Source organism: Photobacterium sp. 1_MG-2023, from assembly GCF_030547945.1.
Lineage (GTDB): Bacteria > Pseudomonadota > Gammaproteobacteria > Enterobacterales > Vibrionaceae > Photobacterium.
The window spans coordinates 1-16,750 of the sequence record NZ_JAUORR010000027.1 but is presented as its reverse complement, the minus strand read 5'-3'; the positions used below and the strand labels follow the sequence as shown (position 1 = coordinate 16,750).

The window sequence follows — 16,750 nt, the reverse complement described above, 5'->3', positions numbered from 1 at the left end:
ATGCTCAGGCTGTAGTTGGTTGAGCCAGCCGATCTGCCAGCTGATTGATTCGGGCTTCAAGGCGCGCCAGTTGTGAGGCCGCGTCGTCGACCTGATCGGCAAAGTGGGCGATTTCCAGCGCCGGCGGTGCAAGTCGCCATTCTTCCGTCATCACTTCGCCTAAATCGCGACGGCGTGCCTGGGCATGCTCACGCAGACCCGCCAGCTTTTGCTTCGCACCGCTCACCACCGTATGTGCAACCACATCGCCGGTATAGCGGGATAACCGTTCTGCCACATCCGGCTTCAGGCCACTAAGCAGCGCTGAAAATTGCTGGGCGAGCTGGATATCCCCTTCCAGAGCCAGTTTGTCCGCCTTAATCAGCTGAGTCAGGTTCGCCTGCTCCCGCAGTTCCGGCAATGCGGCCAGACTGAGCGACAAACGACACTGGGTTTCCCCTTCATACACCGTCAGCACATCAATTTGCTGACTGAAGATGAAATAGAATTGTTTGCCCAGCTCGTGAACCCGGACACTGATCACTTTGCCTCGCAGACGAGTCAGCCGACGCTGGCTGACTTCGTCGTCTTTGAGCAGCGTATTCAGGGCAGTTTCCACCACACCGGTGAGAAGCGCATCAACTGGCATCAGGACCTCAGAACTTGTAACCACGATGCAGCGCGACAATACCGCCTGTCATGTTATGGTAGCTGGTTTGCTCGAATCCCGCGTCCTGCATCATGCCTTCCAGCGTCGGCTGATCCGGATGCATCCGGATGGACTCCGCCAGATAACGGTAGCTTTCTGCATCGCCGACCACCATTTCGCCGACGCGCGGCAGAATATGGAACGAATAGGCATCGTAGAGCTTGGAAAGCGGATCAATCACGGGTTTAGAAAACTCCAGCACCAGCAAACGACCACCTGGCTTCAGTACCCGGAACATGGAGCGCAGCGCTTTGTCTTTGTCTGTGACGTTACGCAGACAGAAACTGATGGTGATGCAGTCAAAGTAATCATCCGGGAACGGCAGTTCTTCGGCATTGGCCTGCACATAGGCAACGTTGCCGACAATTCCGCGATCCCGCAACTTGCTGCGACCAACTTTCAGCATCGAATTGTTGATGTCTGCCAGCACAACCTGACCTTCTTCACCGACCATGCGGGAGAATTTCGCGGCCAGATCCCCGGTACCACCGCCCAGATCCAGCACTCGATGGCCACGACGGACACCACTGCAATCAATGGTGAAACGCTTCCACAGACGATGAATGCCCATCGACATCAGGTCGTTCATCAGATCGTATTTGTCTGCTACCGAGTGAAACACTTCCGCAACCAGCTGCGCTTTCTCATCTTTGCCCACCTTGCGGTAACCAAAATCAGTCGTTTGTGTAGGTTCAGTCATGCTCGTTCCATCAAATTCGTTTTATGGGCCGTAGTTTACTTGAAGCGTCATGGTGTGTCATTCACCGTCTCGGTGATGCCGTGCACAGCCTCACTGTCTTGCAGGGCACGTTCCGTCACCGACGGCGGCAGATCCCGTTTCACTTCCACGCCCAGTTCCTTAAAGCTTTCGGCCTGGCGAATAATATTGCCCCGGCCAGACGCCAGCTTATTCATCGCCCCCTGATAACTCAGGCTGGCTTTGTCCAGCGCACCGCCCACCTGCTCCATATCCGAGACAAACAACCGCAGCTTGTCGTACAGTTTTCCGGCCCGCTCGGCAATCTGCCGTGCATTCTGGTTCTGGCGTTCGTTGCGCCACAGGTTATTGATGGTTCGCAACGCCACCAGCAGTGTGGTCGGGCTGACCAGCATAATATTGCTGTCCATGGCATCACGGATCAGCGCCGGATCGGCTTCAACCGCCGCCTGAAACGCAGGTTCGACCGGAATAAACATCAGCACATAATCCAGACTGCGCACACCATGCAACTGATGATAATCCTTACGACTCAGGCCTCGGATATGACCGCGCAGCGAGGTCAGGTGCTCACTCAGTGCCTTGTCCCGCTCCACCTGAGTCTCGGCATGAAAATAACGTTCATACGCCACCAGCGACATCTTGGCGTCAATCACCACATCTTTGTCCTGCGGCAGGTGCACCACCACGTCCGGCTGATAACGCTTGCCATGACTGTCTTCCAGATTCACCTGCGTGCGGTATTCATGGCCTTCGCGCAGGCCGGATTCCGTCAGCACCCGCGACAGCACCACTTCTCCCCAGTTCCCCTGCGCTTTATTGTCTCCCTTCAGCGCCTGCGTCAGATTCACCGCTTCCCGGGCCATCTGCTCGTTCAGCAACTTGAGGCTGTTAATTTCATGCACCAGCGTATGCCGCTCACGGGCTTCATGGCTGAAACTGTCGTTGATCTGCTTGCGAAACCCTTCCAACTGCTCTTTCAGCGGGCTGAGTAACCCGTCCAGACTGAGCTTATTCTGCGCATCCACGCTCCGGCTTTTCTGTTCGAACAGGCGGTTGGCCAGGCTTTCAAACTGCTGTTGCAGCCGGGTTTCAGCGTTTTCCAGCAGCTGAATTTTTTCATGCGATGCTTTCTGCTCCTCCCGGTAACGGGTCTGCAGTTCACGCAGATCCGCTGCCAGGCCGTATTCAGACTGGCGGGATGCCTCCAGCCGTTCAGTCAGCGCCTGATGCTCCTGACGCAGGGTTTCGAGATAACGCAGCTTTTCAACCGCCGCCGCCAGCCGGGCATGCATCTGGCGCAGTTCATTGCTGAGCCTATCCCGCTCCACATCCAGCGTGTCCAGCTCTTGCTGTTGCTCAGCCAGTTCCTGACGCAGTTGCTGCTCTCGCTGCTGGGCCAGCCGGGTTTCCGCCTCCAGCTGACGCTGCCAGATCTCGGCCTGCTGGCGCAATCGCCCCTGAAACCAGGCCGCTGTTGCCCCGCCCGCTGCAACGGCCGCGGTGATCGCCGCCGCCAGCCACTGGCCATTCTCACTGAGCCATTCACCCATCATCAATCTGTTTCCTGCATGCTTTTGTATTGATGCAATAAGGCTAAAAAGATACTGGATAAATGTCCAGATGTTGTCTGCATCAAACTGAGATCGCAGCAGCATCCCAGTGCTGGCTGACTAAGCACAAATGGCATAAACTGACGGTTTTTACGGCAGGAGATCGGCAACGCTCCTGCCGCCCCACCGCCAGCAGCAGGAAGCCGCAGTATGCAGGAAAAGAAAGCGCTTGGATTCGGCCTCGCCGCCGTCCTTTTATGGTCCACCGTCGCTACCGCCTTCAAAATCACCCTCAATTATTTTTCACCCGTTCAGATGGTGGCTGCGGCCAGCGTCGTCTCTGCGATTGCCCTGCTGGTGATTGCCGGTTTTCAGGGCAAGCTCAGCCTACTGCTGCCGACGCTGCGTGCCCGGCCGTTTTATTACCTGATGCTCGGCCTGATCAATCCTTGCATCTATTATCTGGTGCTGTTTCAGGCCTATGAATTACTGCCAGCCTCGCAGGCTCAGCCGCTGAATTACAGCTGGGCGATCACCCTGACTCTGATGGCTGCGGTTTTTCTCGGTCAGAAAATCCGGCCGCAGGACTGGGTGGCCTGTCTGTTCGGATATCTGGGCGTGGTGGTGATCGCCACCAAAGGGGATCTGATGGCGTTGCAGTTCGACAGTCCGCTCGGCGTCACGCTGGCCCTGCTGTCCACCCTGCTCTGGGCACTGTTCTGGATTCTGAATACCAAGAATCAGGCCGATCCCGTTGTGGGTGTCCTGCTGGGTTTTCTGCTGTCGCTGCCGTGCTCAGTCGGCCTGAGTCTCGTGATGGGCGGCTGGCAGCCCATTCCCTGGCAGGGCTGGCTGGCTGTGACTTATGTCGGCCTGTTTGAAATGGGGATCACCTTTGTGCTTTGGCTCAACGCCATGAAACTGACGCGCAATACCGCCAAACTGAGTAACCTGATCTTCCTGTCGCCTTTCATTTCTCTGATGCTGCTGGCCACCATCATTGGCGAGACGATTCATCCGGCGACCTTAGTGGGTCTGGTGATGATTATCATCGGCCTGCTGATCCAGCAATGGCGCAGTAAAGCCAAGTCTGAAGATGCCAACGCTTCCTGCTGATTGAGCGGGACAAACACCTGAAAAAAAGGCCTGTCACCAAGTGACAGGCCAAGCGAGAGTTGAAGGGTTGTCGAGACCCAGCGCCTTTTTCGGGCGTCTAGTTATATGCCAAAAATTGTTATTCCTGCACCGGGGCCGGATGCCACTGGCGACCGCGACGGGACAGCAAAATCAGCAGGCCCGGCAACAGCATCAGCATCTGGAACGTCAGCAGCAGCGGCGGTGTCAGATCCAGTCGCTGAGTCAGGCTGACCATCAGGCCCGCACCGCTCATCTGGAACAGACCCAGCATGGCCGCAGCGGTTCCGGCACGGTCGCCAAAAGGCGCCAGCGCTTTTCCGGCCGCCGAACCCAGCACAAAAGCAAAGCCGAACGAGCTCATGAAGATCGGCAGCATAAAGGCCCAGGCTGCTGAGATATCTTTCAGAATCAGCATCATCCCGCCAGACACCGTCAGCATCGCCAGGCCAGACATCAGCGTACGGCGGGAACCCACCTTATCCATACATTTCGGCGCGACCATGCAGGCAATAATATTGAGCACGGCATTGATACCGAACCACAAGGTGAACTGACCCATGTCCAGCCCCAGGTGCACCATCAGCCACATCGGCGCTGAGGTCACATAAGCCAGAATCACCGCCATCGCCAACATGGCCATGGAAGCATGAAAAACAAACACCGGCTCACGCAGCACAGACACATAGCGGGACGGACTGAACATTGCACCGCTGACAAAGGTCTCTGCCGGACGGGTTTCCTTGAAGAAAGTCGTCAGCAGTGCTCCGGCCACTATCGCAAACCCCGCCATAAAGCTGAAGTTAGCGCGCCAGCCAAATTCATGAGTCAGCCAGGAGCCCAGCAGAGGCGCCAGCGCCGGGATAAAACAAATTGCACCGTTCAGATAACTGATCATCCGGCCGCTCCGCTCCGGACCAAAACTGTCCCGCACGGCGGCAAACGCAGCCACCGACGTTGCACAGGCACCGAAGCCCTGCAGGAAACGGGCAAGCAGCATGATATCCAGCGACTGCGCCACATAAGCCAGCGTGGAACTCATGGCATACACAGCCACCCCGATCAGGGCGATGGGACGACGACCAAAACGGTCCGCCAGCGGGCCGGCAAAGACCTGTCCAAGACCCAGGCTGAACATAAACCAGGTCACCGTATCCTGAACCAGCGTTGCATCCACGGCAAAACTATCGGCCATGGCCGGTAACGCAGGCAGGTAAATATCGATAGCCAGCGGGCTAAACAGCACCAGCAGGACCATCAGTGCCACGATGCGGCGGTTTGATGCAGACGATTCAGGCTTCATTCACAGGTTCCTCTCCAAAGACCGCGCCAGTGTAAGGACTTCGTGATATGAATTAAAATGGTTTATATTCACTGTGAAGTTTCCATTTTGGAATATCTTAATCGAATCACGGATCTTACGATGACTGTAGATAAACTCGCCCGGATCGACCTGAACTTGCTGGTCTGCCTGCATGTCCTGCTGCAGGAGTGCAGCGTCACTCGTGCGGCACAACGCCTTTGCCTGAGCCAGTCGGCTGTCAGCAAAAGTCTGGCGCGGCTGCGCGAGCAGTTTCATGATGCCCTGTTCGTCCGCAGCGCCCATGGGTTGCTACCGACCCCCCGGGCCAAAAGCCTGCAACCTGTGCTGGAAAAACTGTTGCAGGATATTGAAAACCTGACCGAACCGGCGGAGTTCGTACCGCAAAACAGCGACCGCCATTTCAAAATGTCACTGGTTGAAAGTGCCTACCCACTGCTGATGCCACGCTTTCTGGGAGAAATTTTCAGTCAGGGTCCGAACATCCTGCTGGATACCCATGCCTGGGAGCCGGACACGTTCGATAAAATGCTGCGCGGCGAAATCGACTTTGGCATCACCGGCAAAGATCTCAATCCGCTGGATGCTCAGCTCACCCTGATGCCGCCCAAGGGGATTCTGTTTCAGGAACTGCACCGCGATACCCAGCGCTGTATCGTGCGGCCCGGCCATCCGGTTCTGGCGCTGCATGCGGATGGGCAGTGGAATCAAAGCAATTACCTGCGTCAGCGACATATTCAGGTCCGCTGCGGCCGGGATGACCGCTGGCTGCTGGACTACAAACTGGCAGAGCAGGGCCTGCAACGCGATATCGCCATGTATGTGCCAGACTTTAATAGTGCCGCCAGCCTATGTACCCATACTGACCTAATTTTTACGGCCCCCAGCCATTTTGCCGATTATGTCGCGGCTCAGCTCAATTTGGTCGTGTTGCCATTGCCCACAGCACTTCCTGCTATGGCGTACACGCTTTTCTGGCCAAAACATCAGGAAAATGACTCTGGCCATAGATGGTTAAGGCAAATCATCGTTAACGGATGCCGCGAATTGTCTAGTCGATAATTGCAGGCGCCAGCCAAAAGCGCTACCGTAACCGGATCATCTTGCTGCCGTCGTCAGGGTGATTAAGGCACAGGCTTGGCGCATCCCCCTGGGATGACCTCAACAAAAAGGAATAGAGACAGATGCAATCAGTGATTTCTCAACGCGTGGCACAGATCCGCGAGTGGCTGGCCGCAGAACAGCTTGACGCTCTGGTGATCCCGCATGAAGACGAATTTCTGGGTGAATACATCCCGGAACACAATGAACGCCTGCTGTGGGCAACCGGGTTTACCGGCTCTGCCGGTGCAGCCGTCATTGCCCGTGATAAGGCTGCCGTCTTCGTGGATGGCCGCTATGTGGTTCAGGTTCGTAAACAAGTGCCGGGCGACGTGTTTGAGTACCGTCATCTGATCGAAGAACCACCGATGTACTGGGTGGAAACACAACTCGCTTCGGGCAGCAAAATTGCCGTCGACCCGCGCCTGCACAGCGGTGCCTGGCTGCAGCGTACTCAGCAAACCCTGAACAGCGATCTGACGCTGGTGCTGCTGGAAGCCAATCCGATTGATACGCTGTGGGAAGATCGCCCGGCCCCTACCCTGTCGGATGCCCGCCTGATGGGGCTGGATTTCGTCGGCCAAAGCAGCAGCGACAAACGCGCTAAAATAGCTGCCAGCCTGCAAAAACAAAAGGCTGATGCCGTTCTGCTGACTCAGCTCGACAGTATTGCCTGGCTGCTGAACGTGCGCGGCAGTGATGTTGCCTGCTTGCCTGTGCTGCTCTGTGCAGCCATTCTGCATAACGATGGCAGCGTCGATTTCTTCATTGATCAGGCCCGTCTGCCGGCTGAGTTTGCGGCACACGTCGGCGAAGGTGTCCGCGTTCAGGCTCCGGAAACCCTGAAAATCAGCTTAAATGCCCTGCAAGGAAAACGCGTCCTGCTCGACCCGGCCACCAGCAATGCCTGGGCCGGACAAACCCTGCGTGACGCTGGCGCCATTATCCTTGAAGGCGCAGATCCCTGCATGCTGCCAAAAGCGGCGAAAAATGCCACTGAAGTTGCCGGCATGAAGGCCAGCCATATCCGTGATGGCGTCGCGGTTTCTAAGTTCCTGGCCTGGGTGGATCGTCAGGTCGCAGACGGTAAATTGCTGGATGAAGCGACACTGGCCGATCAGCTGTGGCAATTCCGCACTGAAGACCCAAGCTGTACGGATGTCAGCTTCGACACCATTTCTGCAGCAGGCGGCAATGCAGCCATGTGTCACTACAATCACAATAATCAGCCTAAGCCAGGTGTGCTGGAAATGAACAATGTCTATCTGGTGGACTCCGGCGGTCAGTACCCGGACGGCACCACAGACATCACCCGGACCATCGCTATCGGCACGCCGGGCGAGGAAGTGAAGCAAACCTTCACGCTGGTACTGAAAGGCCATATCGCGCTGGCCAGTGCCCGTTTCCCGCGCGGCACCACAGGTTCGCAGCTTGATGCTCTGGCCCGTCAGCATCTGTGGGCTTATGGCTTTGATTTCGACCATGGCACCGGCCATGGCGTCGGCCACTTCCTGAATGTGCATGAAGGTCCGCAGCGGATCTCCAAAGCACCGAACCCAACCGCGCTGCTGCCGGGTATGGTGCTGTCGAATGAGCCGGGCTACTACCGTGCCGATGCATTCGGCATCCGGATCGAAAACCTGGAACTGGTGGTGGAAGTGGCAACCGAAGGCGACATGACAGTGCTGGGCTTTGAATCCCTGACCCGTGCGCCAATTGACCGTCGTCTGGTGGATCTCAGTTTACTGAACGATGTCGAGCTGGATTGGCTCAACACCTATCATCAGAAGGTCTTTGATGTGATCAGCCCATCTCTGGAAGGTGCCGATCTGGACTGGCTGAAACAGGCAACGGCACCGCTTCAACGCTAAGCGCTCGTTTCGAGGATGCTTCTGAAAGTCCGGCCATCGTGCCGGGCTTTTTTTATGGATCGCCGTTCATGCGGCGTCGCGCAATAAACAGCCACTATTAAGTCTTTTCACACCAAACATTCACCCGTTAGCATGCCTGACTGAAACGATAATTAATTAAATTCATAAGGTTATGTCATGAAAAAACCACTCTTACTCGTCCTGCCTTTCTTATCGCTGAGCGCGTTTGCCAACACCAATCCTCATCTGGATATTTACAATAAATCGATCAGCCAGACCATTTACAAAGGTCAGCGGGTCAACATACCGGTCAAATTCAATCTGCCGACTGACCGCCGCCATCTGGTAACGCTGGGGTTTGACAACAATGAACCCCGGGCGGTGGACTGTAAGATCGAAATTTATAATGCAGCAAACCAGCGCGTCCATAATCTGGATTGTCGCCCTGGCCGCGGCGAGCATGCTTTCGAGACGCCTATCGCCTACTGGCAGGATAATTACCGCGCGATCATTTCGTTGTATAACGCAGATTTCACGCAGGGCAGCCAGCGCTTTGAAGGTAACTTCCGGTTCAACTACGGCGAAAGCACATCCATTGACAACGACCACCTGCCCACCTGGTGGAAAAAGACATATGACGTGGTGGGTCTGGATGCCAACACAGATCACGATGGTGACAATTTTACCCTGCTGCAGGAATATTACGGGAACAGCAAACCGAATGACGCCACCAGCTTTCCGGATCACGACCCGGTGATCGATTTCGATGAGACACTTTCAGCCGGGACATCAATCTATGCCCGCTTCGGCACTCCGGTCACGAAGACCGTTGAAATCACACCTTACAACAACAAAAAAGTAAAATCGCTGGAGCTGATCGTCGAGACCACTGCCAACGCTCGCAACCAGTCGGTAGTCGCATTCTTCTATAATGAAAATAACGAACAGATTTACCCGAGCTACCTGAAATACCCATCCGGTAACCTCTCGGTGTTCTTTGATCAGCCTGTCGAAGTTCAGAAACTGAAAATTAAACTGACCGCCAAACATTTCTCATCCAACATTCATGCGCGTTACGACACCAAGATTAACGCCGTCTTTACGGAATAATCCGATTGAATCCATAAAAAAAACAGGCTGAAGTTATGCTTCAGCCTGCTGTTTCAGAGTTTCTGTGCCAGGGTTCATCAGGTCATGATGACCGAACCCCGGAATACGCGGGATGCCAGTCCTTCCAAACCACCTCAAATCCGTGCTGCTTCACCGAATGTGCAACATCGGCGACAGCTCTTTCATCACTGATCGCAAATTGCTCCAGCTCCGGTTCGTCATCGGCGTAGCCGCCCGGTTGGGTTTTCGACCCCGCAGACATACTGGTGATCCCAAGCGGCAGTACATTGTCGCGAAAATGCGGAGATTCCCGGGTCGACATCGACAATTCTACTTCCGGATTCAACAGCCGGTAAGCGCAAATCAGTTGCACCAGCTGGCGATCGTTCATCACAGATTTCGGCTCTAAACCACCGGTACATGGCCGCAGACGCGGGAACGAAATCGAATAACGACTCTGCCAGTACGTGCGTTCCAGATAATCCAGATGGCTGGCGACAAAAAAGCAATCCGTGCGCCATTCCTCCAAACCAATCAGCGCACCAATGCCGATTTTATCGATCCCTGCCCGGGCCAACCTGTCCGGGGTTTCCAGCCGGTATTCAAAGTCCATCTTATTGCCGCGTAAATGATGCTGGGCATAGGTCGGAGCGCTGTAAGTTTCCTGATACACCATCACCGCATCCAAACCCAGAATTTTCAGTTCGGCATAATCGTCCTGATCCAGCGGCTGAACTTCCATTGATAAATAGCTGAAATGGCGCTTAATCGCCGGAACACATTGCCGGAAATAGGCCATCCCAACCTTACGCTCATGCTCTCCCGTCACCAGCAGCACATTGTCAAAATTCATGGCCTTGATCGCGTCGCATTCCCGCTCAATCTCTGCCAGATTCAGGGTACGGCGCTTGATTTTGTTCTCCATGGTAAAACCACAGTAAGTACAGCTGTTGGCACAGAGGTTCGACAGATACAAAGGCACATAAAACCCGATAGTCCGGCCAAACCGCTGCCGGGTCAGGGCTGCCGACTGCTGGGCCATCTGCTCCAGATACGGCTCTGCCGCCGGGGAAATCAGCGCCTTGAAATCTTCCAGATCCCGCTTGCGGCGGCTGAGCGCTCGCTCCACATCGGTGGCCGTCTTGCTGTAAATCGACATCCGGACATCATCCCAGTCCAGTTGCCGCCATACATCGACATAACTCATGGGACCTCCTTAGCTGCCGGCATCCAGAAATGCGGTCAGCGGACTGGAAGCCACCGCCTGATTGACGGTACCCGCAAGCCCCGCCTCAAACGCCATCCGACCGCTTTCCACCGCCAGTTTAAAAGCCCGGCCCATGGCAATCGGATCGGCAGATGCCGCGATGGCCGTATTCACCAGTACCGCATCCGCACCGCGTTCCATCGCCTCAGCCGCATGAGACGGCGCACCAATCCCGGCATCCACAATCACAGGAACGCGCGCCTGATCGATAATGATGTCGAGAAAGTCCCGCGAAGCCAGTCCCTTGTTCGAGCCAATCGGCGCCCCCAGCGGCATGACCGCAGCGCAGCCCACCTCTTCCAGGCGCTTGCACAACACAGGATCGGCATGGCAATAAGGCAATACAATAAAGCCTTGCTGTACCAAAGTTTCTGCTGCGGCAAGGGTTTCAACCGGGTCTGGCATCAGGTACTTGGGATCCGGGTGAATTTCCAGCTTCAGCCAGTTGGTGCCCAGCGCCTCCCGGGCCAGTTGCGCGGCAAAAATCGCCTCTTTGGCATTTTTGGCCCCCGAAGTATTGGGCAACAGATTGACCCCAGCCTCCCGCAGCGGGGCAAGAATATCGTCATCCAGGTTTTCAATGTCGACGCGCTTGAGTGCCATGGTCACCAGCTCAGAGCCGGACGCCAGAATTGACTGTGCCATCGCGTCCCGGCCGGCATACTTACCGGTACCGGTGAAAAGACGGGAAGAAAATGTTTTATCAGCAATGGTCAGCATCTTAACCTCCGGCAATGGCTTGAAACAGTGCAATGGTATCGCCGTCACTGAGCCGGGTATCTGCCCAGCTGTCGCGGCTGACAATGTCTTGATTGAGTGCAACCGCCGTCGCATCCAAAGGCAGCGCGAGTTGTTCCAGCAATTGCAGCAGCGATGTTTCGGCTGTCAGTTGCAGGGCTTTGTCGTTCACTTGAACGGTCATCGTGGTCATAAAGATTCCTTACTGCATACAGGACATTGCGGGTTCACCGGCAGTCCAAATTGCTGCCATTGCAGGGTCAATGCATCAAACTGGCGAAACTGACCGACACCGGGCTCACCGCTGCCCGTAATGGCTTTGATCGCCTGCAGGGCCTGAAATGTCCCCATAATGCCGACCACAGGTCCGGCAATCCCGGAATCACTGCAGTTCTGCGGGGCTTTCATCTCGCCGTTCGGAAACAGGCAGTGGTAACAGGGCCCCTGCTGCGCGCGAAAGTCAAAACTCATCAGTTGCCCCTGCCAGCGGATTGCTGCGGCAGAAATCAGCACTTTCTGATGGGCAAAACAGGCCTGATTGATCGCATGACGGCTGTCGAAATTGTCGGTACAGTCCAGCACGACATCAGCCAGACTGATTTCCATCGCCAGTTGCAGTTTGGCCAGATTTGCCGTGACGGCACGGGCACGGATATGCGGGTTCAGCGCTTTGACCTGCGTGACTGCCGCCTGCGCTTTGCTTTCTCCCTGATGCTGATCGCGGTAGATAATCTGACGCTGCAGATTCGAGCGCTCGACCCGATCGCCATCCGCAATCACCAGACTGCCCACACCTGCGCCAGCAAGATAGAGCGCAGCCGGTGCGCCCAGACCACCCGCACCGATAATCAGGACCTTCGCCTGCTCAAGGGCCTGCTGACCCGATTCACCAATCTCGGGCAACTGCACCTGACGGTGATAGCGCATAAATGATTCATCAGACAACACGGTTCACCTCACCAGTTTGTCTGCGAAGGCTGACAACGCCTGCGCTGTATCCGGGGCGGCAGTCACGGCACGCACCACAGCGATACTGGAGACGCCGGTCTGCCAGACTGCATCGACATTGGTCAGGTCAATGCCGCCAATCGCAACGGTCGGGAATCGGCCCCCAACGGTCGCCAGATGTTCTGATAACTGCGCAACGCCTTGCGGCGGGGTCGGCATCTCTTTGGTCGGGGTCGGGAAAATATGGCCAATCGCCACATAACTGGGTGCGATCGCCATACCACGCTGAAGCTCTGTTGCGGTGCGGGTTGAAACGCCCAGACGGATCCCGGCAGCCCGCAATGCATCCAAATCAGCAATATCCAGATCATCCTGTCCCAGATGCACACCATACGCACCGTGCCTCAGAGCAAGCTGCCAGTAATCATTGATAAACACCTGCGCCTGATACGCCCGTCCCAGACGGATGGCCTCAACGATTTGTGCTTCCAGTTCAGGATGCGCCGGCTCCTTGATGCGTAGCTGAACGGTTTTCACCCCTAACGGCAACAACTGAGCAATCCAGCGAACATCATCCACCACGGGATAGAGCGGCCCGATGCCGCCCTCCATCGCAGGAAATCCCTGTTTTACATCACCACTCATGCCTGTTCCGCCTCATGGTTTTTTGCCTGATGATACAGCTCGCTGCCTTTCTCACGGAATTCCTCAGCCTTCTGACGCATCCCTTCCAGCGGATCCTCAAGCATCTGAATCACCAGCGCTTCTTCATTCGCTTTGGCGTACTCGCGCACTTCCTGAGAGATTTTCATCGAACAGAATTTCGGACCGCACATCGAGCAAAAATGCGCGACTTTGCCGGATTCCTGCGGCAGCGTTTCATCGTGATAAGCACGGGCAGTATCCGGGTCGAGGCCCAGATTGAACTGATCTTCCCAGCGGAACTCGAACCGCGCCTTAGACAGCGCATTGTCACGTACCTGTGCCCCCGGATGGCCTTTCGCCAGATCCGCAGCATGCGCACAGAGTTTGTAGGTGATCAGGCCGGTTTTGACGTCATCCTTATTGGGCAGACCTAAGTGCTCCTTCGGCGTGACGTAGCACAACATGGCACAGCCATACCAGCCAATCATGGCCGCGCCGATCCCCGAAGTGATGTGGTCATAACCCGGTGCAATATCCGTGGTCAGCGGGCCCAGAGTGTAGAAAGGCGCTTCATCGCAGTGTTTGAGCTGCTCTTCCATGTTCTCTTTGATCAGATGCATCGGGACATGCCCCGGCCCTTCAATCATCACCTGAACATCGTATTCCCACGCAATTTTGGTCAGCTCACCCAAAGTTCGAAGTTCACTGAACTGCGCTTCATCGTTCGCATCGGCCACCGAGCCCGGACGCAGACCATCGCCGAGTGACAGGGAAATATCGTACTGGGCACAGATCTCGCAAATCTCGCGGAAATGCTCATACAGGAAGCTTTCTTTGTGATGGGCCAGGCACCATTTCGCCATGATGGAGCCCCCACGGGATACGATGCCCGTGACACGTTTCGCTGTCATCGGTACAAACCGCAGCAAGACACCGGCATGAATGGTGAAATAGTCGACGCCCTGTTCTGCTTGCTCCAGCAAAGTATCGCGGAACACTTCCCAGGTCAGGTTCTCGGCAATACCGTTCACTTTCTCCAGCGCCTGATACATGGGCACCGTGCCGATAGGCACCGGACTGTTGCGAATGATCCACTCTCGCGTTTCGTGGATATTACGTCCGGTCGACAGATCCATCACGGTATCGCCGCCCCAACGGGTCGACCAGACCAGCTTCTCTACTTCTTCTTCAATGGAAGACGTCACCGCAGAGTTACCGATGTTGGCATTCACTTTCACCAGAAAGTTCCGGCCGATAATCATCGGCTCAGACTCCGGGTGGTTGATGTTCGATGGAATAATCGCCCGACCTTCGGCAACTTCTTTACGTACAAATTCAGGGGTAATGTCTTTAGGCAGGTTGGCCCCGAAGCTTTGTCCCGGGTGCTGCTGATTGAGGACCTCATCCCGGTAACGGGCGCGACCCATATTTTCGCGAATTGCGATATATTCCATTTCCGGTGTGATGATCCCCTGGCGGGCATAATGCATCTGTGTCACACACTGACCTGTCTGAGCGCGACGGACGCGGGCACGATGCGAAAAACGAAGCTCATCCAACGTGTCATCCGCCAGACGTTCTTTGGTGTACGCTGAACTCAGCTCATCCAGCAGTTCGGTATCGCTTCGTTCTTCAATCCAGGATTCACGAAGTTTCGGCAAGCCCTGATAGATATCAATGGCCTGTGCAGGGTCGGTATAAAAGCCGGAGGTGTCGTAGACACGAATCGGCTCATTCGGTTCAAAGATGGGGTTATTTTTATCACCACCGACTAATGAATCAGCCTGAGAAATTTCCCGCATGCCGACACGGATATCGTCCCGGCTGCCGATTACATAGATTTTTCGTGAATTGGGATAGGCTTGGGTGGTGAGAGAATCAATGAATTGTTTCGCTTCCAGTCTCGCTTGTTTGCGACTCGACATAGCAATTTCCTTTTATCCATTTCAGGGAAGTTGCTTGGCGGATGGGCGCGTAAACAAGAGGCAGACACAAGTAGGGCGTGTCGCATCGTCTGATACAGCTGCTATCACGAAAAGATAGCAAGGCAGAAGATTTTTCTCTTGTTCCCTTCGCAGATACTAATCTGATCAGGTTCAACGGATCCCGCGATGCGGTCTCAGCCAGTTGGCACTCCGACAAGTTGAGCAACGAGTATATGCAAGACAGCGGCTTCCAGCAAGCAGCAGCTGATGTTTTATCCACTCAGCGGATCACCAGCAGATCGCAGTCGAGCTTCTGAGCCAGATGATGATGAAGATCGTTCAACCAGAGTATCTCGTGCCGGGTACGGCCAATAATCACCAGTTCAGCCTTCACCTGATGGGCCAGCTTTGTGATTTGTGCTGCGATATCACCATCTGCCAGATGAATCGCCCGAACAGGTTGCGGTGAATGCTGCGCCAGCCCAGACAGTTGTTTCATCCGTTTTTGCTGCTGTGCGTTGTGTGCTTCTTCCAGTTGTAATTCTATATCCAGAAAACTGACCTCCCCGACACCTGGTTCGACATAGCCCAGAAAGTAATCCGCCTGATGATGTGAGGCAATCACACCGGCTTTCACCACCTGCTGTTTCGCCTGCGGATGATCCGGATTCACCGCCAGCAATACGCTCTTATACAGCCTCATCAGATCTCCTTCACCATCATTCTTTTTTACCTGCTTTCAGGCATTCAACATGGGCTCCATTTCATGCTATTAGTATGGCTGAACATTTTATTGTCAGAGAAAACCTATGAATCAATTGATGACGCTGAGTTTCATTGCCGCAGGCGGTGCTTTCGGTGCCTGCAGCCGTTACCTCATTGCTGAGCTCTGCGTAGTCCTGTTCGGACGGGGATTTCCTTACGGCACACTGGCGGTCAATGTGATCGGCTCCCTGATCATGGGTGCTCTGATGTCTGCGCTGAACCAAGGCTGGATTGCTGCAACCCCGTGGCGGCCGCTGATCGGTCTGGGCTTTCTGGGTGCACTCACGACCTTTTCCACCTTTTCAATGGACAACCTGATTCTGCTTCAACAAGGCGCTCTGATGAAAGCTGGACTGAATATACTGCTCAATGTCGCCCTGAGCCTGCTTGCCTGTTTTCTGGGGTATCAGTTGCTCCAGCGTGGATAATGCTGCTGATTGCCTTGTAACGCCGAGGACACACGACATCGACCTCGTTCAGAAACGGGCTTCACTTCGCAGGGGATGACGGACGATCGGACTGGCGTTCCAGCGGGCTGGCGCTCCAGCCGCCGACATCAGCGCAACGCGCTGAATATCAGAAACGACAAAGCCCCGTCCGGAGACGAGGCTTTTAAATTTGGCAGGGGATGACGGATTCGAACCGCCGACATTCGGTTTTGGAGACCGACGTTCTACCGGACTGAACTAATCCCCTAGAAGTGATGAGTATTGTATACAGCTTGACGAGAATTACCAGCCCTAGATCCTGAAAATGATTCATTGCTTTATCAAGCGCTTATAAAAACAGCAGCTTGACGTCGCTTTCAATCCAGCATTCCGGTCCGCAGTACTTTTCGGAAGTCCTGATACAAAAAAGCCCCAGTCTTTCGACGGGGACGCCTAGTCAAGGGCTTCTAAGAAGTGGCGGAGCGGACGGGACTCGAACCCGCGACCCCCGGCGTGACAGGCCGGTATTCTAACCAAC

General features: G+C 55.1%; 16 protein-coding genes, 1 tRNA gene and 1 riboswitch. Of the genes, 5 read left to right on the top strand and 12 right to left on the bottom strand.

Annotation, left to right across the window (positions count from 1 at the left end):
• Positions 1-4: 4 nt before the first annotated feature.
• From Q4579_RS18715 to rmuC, 3 genes are read right to left on the bottom strand one after another with little or no spacing between them, the layout of a single operon-like run.
• The gene (locus Q4579_RS18715; RefSeq protein ID WP_303566247.1) at positions 5-628 is read right to left on the bottom strand and encodes an SCP2 domain-containing protein; all 624 of its coding nucleotides are present in this window, start codon (positions 626-628) and stop codon (positions 5-7) included.
• Positions 629-635: 7 nt separating this feature from the next.
• Positions 636-1,388, bottom strand: coding sequence for a bifunctional demethylmenaquinone methyltransferase/2-methoxy-6-polyprenyl-1,4-benzoquinol methylase UbiE (ubiE, locus tag Q4579_RS18710; protein ID WP_303566245.1), 753 nt, complete (start codon positions 1,386-1,388; stop codon positions 636-638).
• A 47-nt stretch (positions 1,389-1,435) separates the two neighbouring features.
• Complete coding sequence (rmuC, locus tag Q4579_RS18705) at positions 1,436-2,962, bottom strand: DNA recombination protein RmuC (RefSeq protein ID WP_303566243.1); 1,527 nt, start codon at positions 2,960-2,962, stop codon at positions 1,436-1,438.
• A 207-nt stretch (positions 2,963-3,169) separates the two neighbouring features.
• On the opposite strand from rmuC, the gene Q4579_RS18700 reads away from it, so the two are divergent.
• Entirely contained in the window at positions 3,170-4,075 is a 906-nt protein-coding gene (locus tag Q4579_RS18700) for a DMT family transporter (protein WP_303566241.1), read from the top strand.
• Positions 4,076-4,193: 118 nt separating this feature from the next.
• On the opposite strand, the gene Q4579_RS18695 is transcribed toward Q4579_RS18700, so the two are convergent.
• Positions 4,194-5,396 carry a multidrug effflux MFS transporter gene (locus tag Q4579_RS18695; RefSeq protein ID WP_303566240.1) on the bottom strand — a complete coding sequence of 401 codons (1,203 nt, stop codon included), beginning with the start codon at positions 5,394-5,396 and terminating at the stop codon, positions 4,194-4,196.
• Between the two features lie 120 nt (positions 5,397-5,516).
• Between Q4579_RS18695 and Q4579_RS18690 the strand changes: the two genes are divergently transcribed.
• The 3 genes from Q4579_RS18690 (at position 5,517) to Q4579_RS18680 (ending at position 9,496) form a co-directional block, all read left to right on the top strand.
• Entirely contained in the window at positions 5,517-6,476 is a 960-nt protein-coding gene (locus Q4579_RS18690; RefSeq protein ID WP_303566238.1) for a LysR substrate-binding domain-containing protein, read from the top strand.
• 122 nt (positions 6,477-6,598) lie between these two features.
• Complete coding sequence (locus tag Q4579_RS18685; protein WP_303566237.1) at positions 6,599-8,386, top strand: aminopeptidase P family protein; 1,788 nt, start codon at positions 6,599-6,601, stop codon at positions 8,384-8,386.
• A gap of 177 nt (positions 8,387-8,563) precedes the next feature.
• Complete coding sequence (locus tag Q4579_RS18680) at positions 8,564-9,496, top strand: hypothetical protein (protein ID WP_303566236.1); 933 nt, start codon at positions 8,564-8,566, stop codon at positions 9,494-9,496.
• 82 nt (positions 9,497-9,578) lie between these two features.
• Here Q4579_RS18680 and thiH read toward each other — a convergent pair whose 3' ends face one another.
• The 7 genes from thiH to Q4579_RS18645 all read right to left on the bottom strand — a co-directional run bounded on the left by thiH (position 9,579) and on the right by Q4579_RS18645 (position 15,722).
• Positions 9,579-10,703: a 2-iminoacetate synthase ThiH gene (gene thiH / locus Q4579_RS18675; protein ID WP_303566235.1), complete on the bottom strand. Its 1,125-nt coding sequence runs from the start codon at positions 10,701-10,703 to the stop codon at positions 9,579-9,581.
• 9 nt (positions 10,704-10,712) lie between these two features.
• Entirely contained in the window at positions 10,713-11,483 is a 771-nt protein-coding gene (locus Q4579_RS18670; RefSeq protein WP_303566234.1) for a thiazole synthase, read from the bottom strand.
• 1 nt (position 11,484) lies between these two features.
• The gene (gene thiS, locus Q4579_RS18665; protein ID WP_303566232.1) at positions 11,485-11,694 is read right to left on the bottom strand and encodes a sulfur carrier protein ThiS; all 210 of its coding nucleotides are present in this window, start codon (positions 11,692-11,694) and stop codon (positions 11,485-11,487) included.
• The gene (locus Q4579_RS18660) at positions 11,691-12,449 is read right to left on the bottom strand and encodes a HesA/MoeB/ThiF family protein (protein ID WP_303566231.1); all 759 of its coding nucleotides are present in this window, start codon (positions 12,447-12,449) and stop codon (positions 11,691-11,693) included. The genes thiS and Q4579_RS18660 overlap by 4 nt, the downstream gene beginning before the upstream one ends.
• Positions 12,450-12,452: 3 nt before the next feature.
• A complete protein-coding gene (gene thiE, locus Q4579_RS18655) occupies positions 12,453-13,094 on the bottom strand; it encodes a thiamine phosphate synthase (protein ID WP_303566229.1) in 642 nt (213 codons plus the stop codon).
• Positions 13,091-15,019 (bottom strand): phosphomethylpyrimidine synthase ThiC, encoded by a 1,929-nt coding sequence (gene thiC / locus Q4579_RS18650; RefSeq protein WP_303566228.1) that lies wholly within the window; start codon positions 15,017-15,019, stop codon positions 13,091-13,093. Before thiC ends, thiE begins: the two co-directional genes overlap by 4 nt.
• A 125-nt stretch (positions 15,020-15,144) precedes the next feature.
• A riboswitch (TPP riboswitch) is annotated at positions 15,145-15,242 on the bottom strand.
• Positions 15,243-15,299: 57 nt separating this feature from the next.
• Positions 15,300-15,722, bottom strand: coding sequence for a universal stress protein (locus tag Q4579_RS18645; protein ID WP_303566227.1), 423 nt, complete (start codon positions 15,720-15,722; stop codon positions 15,300-15,302).
• A 106-nt stretch (positions 15,723-15,828) separates the two neighbouring features.
• Between Q4579_RS18645 and crcB the strand changes: the two genes are divergently transcribed.
• Positions 15,829-16,212: a fluoride efflux transporter CrcB gene (gene crcB, locus Q4579_RS18640; protein WP_303566226.1), complete on the top strand. Its 384-nt coding sequence runs from the start codon at positions 15,829-15,831 to the stop codon at positions 16,210-16,212.
• A gap of 191 nt (positions 16,213-16,403) precedes the next feature.
• Here the strand turns inward: crcB and Q4579_RS18635 are convergent.
• A tRNA-Trp gene (locus tag Q4579_RS18635) sits at positions 16,404-16,480 on the bottom strand.
• Positions 16,481-16,750: the final 270 nt, after the last annotated feature.